General features: G+C 58.7%; 5 protein-coding genes. All 5 read right to left on the bottom strand.

Annotation, left to right across the window (positions count from 1 at the left end; translation table 11 throughout):
* The coding region (locus tag HMPREF1153_RS03585) for a methyl-accepting chemotaxis protein (RefSeq protein ID WP_009645571.1) at positions 1 to 1,849 on the bottom strand (1,849 nt) is incomplete at its 3' end.
* 212 nt (positions 1,850 to 2,061) lie between these two features.
* A complete protein-coding gene (locus tag HMPREF1153_RS03580) occupies positions 2,062 to 4,032 on the bottom strand; it encodes a methyl-accepting chemotaxis protein (protein ID WP_009645569.1) in 1,971 nt (656 codons plus the stop codon).
* A gap of 158 nt (positions 4,033 to 4,190) precedes the next feature.
* Complete coding sequence (gene aroF / locus HMPREF1153_RS03575) at positions 4,191 to 5,222, bottom strand: 3-deoxy-7-phosphoheptulonate synthase (RefSeq protein WP_006193531.1); 1,032 nt, start codon at positions 5,220 to 5,222, stop codon at positions 4,191 to 4,193.
* Positions 5,207 to 6,097: a prephenate dehydratase gene (gene pheA, locus HMPREF1153_RS03570; protein WP_009645570.1), complete on the bottom strand. Its 891-nt coding sequence runs from the start codon at positions 6,095 to 6,097 to the stop codon at positions 5,207 to 5,209. The genes aroF and pheA overlap by 16 nt, the downstream gene beginning before the upstream one ends.
* Before the next feature lie 221 nt (positions 6,098 to 6,318).
* Complete coding sequence (gene cysK / locus HMPREF1153_RS03565; RefSeq protein WP_009645568.1) at positions 6,319 to 7,251, bottom strand: cysteine synthase A; 933 nt, start codon at positions 7,249 to 7,251, stop codon at positions 6,319 to 6,321.
* Positions 7,252 to 7,655: the final 404 nt, after the last annotated feature.

The following is a 7,655-nucleotide window of genomic DNA, read 5'->3' as shown; positions in this document are numbered from 1 at the left end:
CCGTCGCCTTCTGCTGCACGGCATGGGACAGGTCGCTGACCTTCTGCACCGTATCGACCGTGCTCTTGCAGTCCTTTTCGAGCACTCCCGTAATCTTCGTGAGCTTTTCTACCTGCTCGGTCAAGGCTTCAACAGAACCGGCGATGCTCGCGAACTTCTCGTCGGCAGCGCGAACTTGGCCGACGTTGCCCTTGACCTCGTCTTCCTGCGATTTCGTCAGTGCGAATGTGCTCTCGATCTGCGCAGAGTTCTTGCCGATGACCGTGCTGATCTCCTGCGCCGCCTGCTCGCTCTGCTCGGCGAGCTTTCGCACCTCGTCGGCGACGACGGCGAAGCCCTTGCCCTGCTCGCCTGCTCGCGCTGCCTCGATCGCGGCATTCAGCGCGAGGAGTTTCGTCTGTCCCGAAATGTTCGTGATGACCTCGTTGATCTCCGCGATGTTCTTCGAGCCGTCGTAGAGGTGCTGCACGGCTGTGCCGACCTTCACGGCACCTTCCGCAAGATTCTCGACGCCTGCAACTGCTTTTTGGAGCGCCTCGCGGCCTTCTCTCGTCGCCTTTCCCGTCTCGTCTGCGACCTTTGTCGAGGCATCGACGACTTTGGCGATGTCCCGCGTCTGCTCACCCATGTTGTGCGCGACCTCGTTCGCCATCTCCACGATATCGTTCTGCTCTGCCGCGCGCTCGGCGATATCGACGACGGCTTCCGCCGCAGCCTGCGACGCATTTGCCGTCTGCGTCGAACTTGCCGTCAATGTCTCGGAGGATGCAAGCACTTGTTCGGCCGCCTTCACTGTGTCTTCGACCATCTTGCGCAGCGTCGCGAGCATCGCGCTCGAGCTGTTCTGCAGCACGCCGACCTCGTCGACGCGTTCGCTCGTGGGAAGCTTGTGCGTGAGATCTCCCTTGGAGATGAAGCCCATCGACTCAGACAAAATCTCGATGGGCGAAATCATGCCCGTGAGGAAGTAATACGTGATGCCGCCGAGAAGTGCAAGCGCCGCGAGGCTGATGCCAAGGATCGCGTACGACATACGCGTCGCCGCCGCAAACGCTTCAGAGAACGGCATCTCGATGACAATGTGCCAACCCGTCGTCCCGATCGGCTCAGAACGGAAGAACTTCTTGACGCCTTGGAATTCCGCTTCAAAAGCCTGCGCTTCATCTGATGTGAAGCGTGCGGCAAGATCCTTGTATTTGCCGCCGTCGAGCTCATTGAGCGGCGGATCGTCAAGTGTGAACTTCTTGTGATAAATATACTCGCTGTTCGGTCCCAAGACAAAGAGCGATCCCGTCTCACCGACCTTGATGTCCTTGAGGAACTCTGTAATCTGCTCGACCGCGAGATTCATGCCGATGACCCCGATGAGCTCGCCGTTCCTTCGCACGGCGCGACTCAGCGTCACGACATTCGTATGATCCGACGCTGTCGGATAGACAGGGGAAATCTCCACCTTGTCGGAGGCTGCCGCATTCTTGTACCAGTCGCGCGTGCGCGGATCGTAACCTGCAGGAAGGGATTGACTCGCTGCATAGGAGCCATCGGGTTTGCCAATATAGAACGACTGGACGCCCGGTCTGCTGCCCAGATGTGACACAGCGTCCTGCAGCGCCTCACCTTCGGGCATATTGTCCGCCCAGCTCATGGCGATTGCTTCCAGCGTCTCGCTTTTTCCCAACAAATTTCCATCGATGATTGCCGCATTGTGGCCGGAGCGCTCGGTCATGGCAATGAGCCGGCTCGTCCTGAGACCGTCACTTGCCAACAGATAGATGATGACGCCCATGACGGCAAACACGATGATCAAGGGCACGCCGATGCTCAAGAGCATCTTCGGTTTCAACTTCATTTCATTACCCTCCATATAAAGATTCTTATTCGCACTGGTTTCGGCAACAGGAAAAGGAAGGATTCATCCCTCCCTTTTCCTGCGCTCCCGTATTCTCTTTATCGGGCATTTTGCAAAAATCTTTAGCCCGAAAGCATATTTTCACGCGAGCCTTTCAGAAGATATGTTCAGCCGCCACGCGAAGCGACATAATTTACTTTTCCGTCCCGTTCCTACAGACGGAACTGCGCCACGCCCTTCTGCAGCTGCTGCGCGAGATCTGCGAGCGTGTGGCTCGCGGCTGCGATCTCCTCGGCAGACGCCGCCTGCTCCTCGGAGACGGCGGACACGTCCGTCGCCTTCTGCTGCACGGCATGGGACAGGTCGCTGACCTTCTGCACCGTATCGACCGTGCTCTTGCAGTCCTTTTCGAGCGCTCCCGTGATCGTCCCGACCTTCGCGACCTGCCCAATCAGGGCACGGATGGATTCAGCGATCTTCGCAAACTTCTCGTCAGCTGCGCGGACTTCTTCCACGCTCTCTTTGACCTCTTCGTCCTGCGATTTCGTCAGCGTGAATGCGTTCTCGATCTGCGCGGAGTTCTTGCCGATGACCGCGCTGATCTCCTGCGCCGCCTCCTCGCTCTGCTCGGCGAGCTTTCGCACCTCGTCGGCGACGACCGCGAAGCCCTTGCCCTGCTCGCCCGCACGCGCCGCCTCGATCGCGGCGTTCAAGGCGAGAAGTTTCGTCTGTCCCGCGATGCTCGTGATGAGCTCATTGATCTCCGCGATATTCTTCGAGCCGTCGTAGAGGTTCTGCACAGCCTCGCCGACCTTTACGGAGTTCGCCGCGAGGCTGTCGACGCCCGCGACCGCCTTTTCCAGCACAGCGCGGCCTTCGCGCGTCGCCTCAGCCGTCGTCTCAGCAACCTTCGTCGATTCACCGACCACCTTGGCGATGTCTGCGGTCTGCGCGCCCATGTTGTGCGCGACTTCGTTCGCCATCTCCGCGATGTCGCTCTGCTCCGCCGCGCGCTCGGCGATGTCGACAACGGCTTCTGCCGCCGACTGCGACGCGTTCGCCGTCTGCGTAGAGCTTGCCGTCAATTCCTCGGACGATGCTAACACCTGCTCTGCGGCTTTCGATGTACCTTCGACCATCTTCCGAAGCGTCGCGACCATCTCGCTCGAACTCGTCTGCAGCACGCCGATCTCGTCGGCGCGATCGCTTGCGGGCAACTTGTGCGTGAGGTCGCCCTTGGCGATAAAGCTCATCGTCTCAGACAAGGCTTTGATCGGCGAAATCATGCCCGTGAGGAAATAGTAGACGATGCCGCCCAAAAGCGCGAGCGCCGCGAGGCTGATGACAAAGATCGCATACGACATCTTCGTCGCTGCAGCGAACGCCTCGGACTGCGGCACCTCGATGACGACATGCCAGCCTGTCGAGGGAATGGGAACCATCTGATAGAACTTCTGCACGCCCTCGAACTCTTCTTCGAGCATCTGCGGCTTGTCGGCCAAGAACTTCGCGGCAAGATCCTTATATTTGCCGCCGTCCAGTTCGTTGAGCGGCGTATCGTCAAACTGAAATTTCTTGTGATAGATGTACTCGCTCTTATCTCCCAAGACAAAGATGGAGCCGTGCTCGCCAACCTTGACGTCCCTGAGCATTCCTGTCAGGGATTCGACCGAAACATCCGTGCCGATGACGGCGACAAGCTCGCCATCGTGGCCGCGCACCGCCTTGCTCAGCGTCACGATGATCGCGCCGTCCGCCGCGTTCTTGTAGACATCGGAAAACACTACGCCATCGGAAGACGCCGCGTTCTTGTACCAATCGCGCGTGCGCGGATCATAGCCTGCGGGCATCTCTTGACTCGTCGTATATGAACCATCAGGACGCCCCACGAGGAAACCATAGACGCCATTGCAGCGTCCCAACTCATCGACCGCTGCCTGCAGATCTGCTCCTGCGGGCATGCCTGCCGACCAGCTCACAGAAAGAGCCGATACGAGAGCCGCCTGCTCACGAATGTTGCCGTCGATCTCTTCGGCGTAACGATTGGCGCGCTGCTCCATGCCGACCTCCGTCGCAGCCTTGAGCCCCGCGCTCGCCATCAAGTAAATGATGACCCCCATGACGATGAACACGACGAGCAGCGGCACGCCAACGCCCGAAAGCATCTTCGGTTTGAGTTTCATAATCTTTCCCCTCCGTAGAAATTGTAGAAATTTTCCGTACATATCGCACGATAAAAAATGGGATGCCCACGAACACGCATCCCATTTCCTCATACGTTTCTATTCTTCTATCGTCTTTTCCACATTTTTTCTAAAGGAAAAACCAAGATTTTTCCAAATTAAATATCCATCGGCTCGATTTTCTCGTCCTGCATGAACTTCGCGAGCTTCTTGACGCCGCGCATGACTTCGTAGTAGCTCTCGGGCGTCAGCGACTGCGGGCCGTCGGAAAGTGCCTTCGCCGGATTCGGGTGCATCTCCATGATGAGCCCGTCTGCGCCTGCGGCGATCGAGGCGAACGCCATCGGGCGCACGAAGCGCCACTTGCCCGTGCCGTGGCTCGGATCGGCGATGATGGGAAGGTGCGACAGGTGCTTGATGGCGGCGACGGCGCTGAGATCGAGCGTGTTGCGCGTGTACGTCTCGTAGGTGCGGATGCCACGCTCGCAGAAGATCACGTTCGGATTGCCCTCGTTCATGATGTACTCGGCGGCATTGAGCCACTCGTCGATCGTCGCCGCGAGGCCGCGCTTGAGCATGACGGGCTTCGTACCGCGTCCGACCTCCTTCAAGAGGCGGAAGTTCTGCATGTTGCGCGCGCCGATCTGCAGGACGTCAGCATACTCGGAAACGAGTCCGACGTTCTCGACCTCCGTGACCTCGGTGACGACCTTGAGTCCCGTCTTCTCGCGCGCCTCGGCGAGAAGCTTCAAGCCTTCCTCTTCAAGACCCTGGAAGGAGTACGGCGATGTGCGCGGCTTGTACGCGCCGCCGCGCAGGAACTCGGCGCCGCCCTTCTTGACGATCTCGGCAGCCTCCATGAGCTGCTCGCGCGACTCGACGGCGCACGGCCCCGCCATGACGACGGGCGTTCCCGCGCCGATCTTGACGCCGCCGACATCGACGACCGTCGGCATCGGATGGAACTCACGGCTCGCGAGCTTGTAGCTCTTGGAGATGGCAACGCTCTGCTCGACGCCCGCCATCGCGTCGATTGCCAAGGAGCCCATGCGGCGCTTGTCGCCGATGACGCCGACGATCTTCTGCTGTGCGCCCTCCATGATCTTCGCCTCAAGCCCTACGCCGTTGATTGCATGGATGACTTCCTTGATATTTTCCGCCGTTGCGTCCGGATTCATAATGATGACCATAAAGATGCTCCTTTCAAATTCGCAGCCGTCAGCACGGGAAACGCGCCGAGGGTGCGCAGCCAGATGCTCTTTTTGCGCACCGCTTCCACCGAAGCGGCAAGCTCGTCGGCATCCGCCTCCAACTCAAAGAAAAAAATATAGGCGCCAAGCTCCGTGCGTGCGGGGCGCGACTCGATGCGCAGCATATTCACGCCGCGCGCGGCGAACTCCTGCAAAACCTCGCACAAGCTGCCCGCGCGCTTGCCGTCAATCTGGCAGATTACCAGGAGCTTCTCAGGCACAGGCTCATTCGAGAAACGAAGCGCCGGCGGTTTTTTCCCCGCACGCTCAACAAGGAAGAAGCGCGTGCAGTTCGCCATCGTGTCCTGTATGTCCTCGGCCACGGGATAAAGACCGTACAGTTCGCCCGCACGCGCCGTGCATATAGCGGCTGAGCCGTCCTCAGGACGGCTCAGCGCGACGAGGCGAGCCGCCTCCGCCGTCGAGGAGACTGCGACGAGGCGAGCCGCCGCATGGTGCTCCTTCAAGTAGGCGCGACACTGCGAGAGCGGCTGCGCATGAGAGATGATGCTTCGCACCTCGGTTTTCGGGTACTTCATCATCAGCTCGTTGCGCACGCCCCAGATGAGTTCCAAATTCACGGCGAAGGCTTCGCTCGAACTCAAGGTGTCGAGCGTGATGTTCACCGAACCTTCGAGCGAATTTTCCACCGGCACGAGCGCTCCCTGCACCTGCCCCTCCTCCACCGCCGAAAGCGCCTGAAAGATGGCAGGAAAGGGCAGAAGCTCGCGCGGCTCATCGAGAAGCCCGTTCAAATGAAGCGCCGCCGCCTCACTGTGCGTACCCAGAGGGCCGAGAAAGCCCAACGTGTCCATTACCCGCCTCCTTCTCCACTCAGAAAGCACGGATAAATCCCGTGCCGTCTTACGAAAAAGCCCCCTTGAGCAAGGACGCCAAGGGGGCAGATTGCTGAAAACGCTTCTATATTATCACAGAAACGACAGCTTTGCAAGTTTACAGTTCACGAGTTTTTCGTGTCGTGAGCGAGCGGCTCTTTTCCCGTAGGAATCTCGACACGCATCCGGCCCTTTGCCGTTCAATCGTTGAAAAGATCCGTCGAAAGATAGCGGTCGCCCGTGTCGGGCAGGAGAGCCACGATCGTCTTGCCCTTCGCCTCGGGACGGCGCGCAATCTCGACGGCGGCGGCAAGAGCAGCGCCCGACGAGATGCCGACGAGCGCCCCTTCCGTGCGCGCGAACTCCCTGCCGTAGCGGAAAGAGTCGTCGTTCGACACCGTGATGACCTCATCGTACACGCTCGTATTGAGCGTCTCGGGCACGAAGCCTGCACCGATGCCCTGAATCTTGTGCGGACCGGCCTTGCCTTCGCTCAAGACGGGCGAATTCTCCGGCTCGATGGCGATGACCTTCACGTTCGGATTCTTGCTCTTCAAGTATTCCCCGACGCCCGTCACCGTGCCGCCCGTGCCGACGCCCGCAAGAAAATAATCGACCCTGCCTTCCGTCGCCTCCCAGATTTCAGGCCCCGTCGTCCTCTTGTGTACGGCGGGGTTAGCAGGATTCGTGAATTGCGACGGAATGTAGGAATTCGGCGTTTCCTTCGCAAGTTCCTCCGCCTTCTCGATCGCGCCCTTCATGCCCTTCGCGCCGTCCGTCAAGACAATCTCGGCGCCGTACGCCTTCAAGAGGTTGCGCCGCTCGACGCTCATCGTCTCGGGCATCGTGAGAATGGCACGGTAGCCGCGCGCCGCTGCGACGCTCGCGAGGCCGATGCCCGTGTTGCCGCTCGTCGGCTCAATGATGACAGAGCCGGGCTTCAGATCGCCGTTTTTCTCCGCCTCCTCGACCATCGCCTGCGCGATGCGATCCTTGACGCTGCCTGCGGGATTGAAGTACTCAAGCTTCGCGAGGATCGTCGCCTCGACGCCATGCTTCGCGCTGAAATTCTTCGCGTGCAGGAGCGGCGTGCCGCCGATGAGTTCCGTAATGCTTTCGTATATTTTTGCCATGATCTTTTCCTCCCTAAAGTCAAATATATGTAATTCATATCTGTTTGATATGTTATATACTACATCGTTTTTCCTAGCGTGTCAATAGGCTTTTTGAAAAATTGTTCGCAGCGGCGAAGCTTTACGCTCGCCGACCGCACCGTCGTAATTCCGAAGCTCTGCAGGGCTGCCTCTTCTGATGCACCTTATTAAGCCTGCAAATAAAAAGTCAAGCCCTTAGATGAAAAAAGATGAGGAGTTGTGGCAAGTGGAATTTGAGCAACACAAATAGGTCGCCGCAGGAGCGCCGACCAAAGGGACGGTAGTGAAATGCTATTCTTGTTCTTTGGAAAGGCTTGCCAAATACTCATTTACGCGCCCGTAGTAGATGCGCAGGAACTTATTCGCTCCTGCCGTCATATAGA

Origin of the sequence: Selenomonas sp. CM52, assembly GCF_000292955.1 — a bacterium.
Lineage (GTDB): Bacteria > Bacillota > Negativicutes > Selenomonadales > Selenomonadaceae > Selenomonas.
The sequence above is the reverse complement of the archived record's forward strand: the minus strand, read 5'-3'. Positions and strand labels throughout refer to the sequence as shown.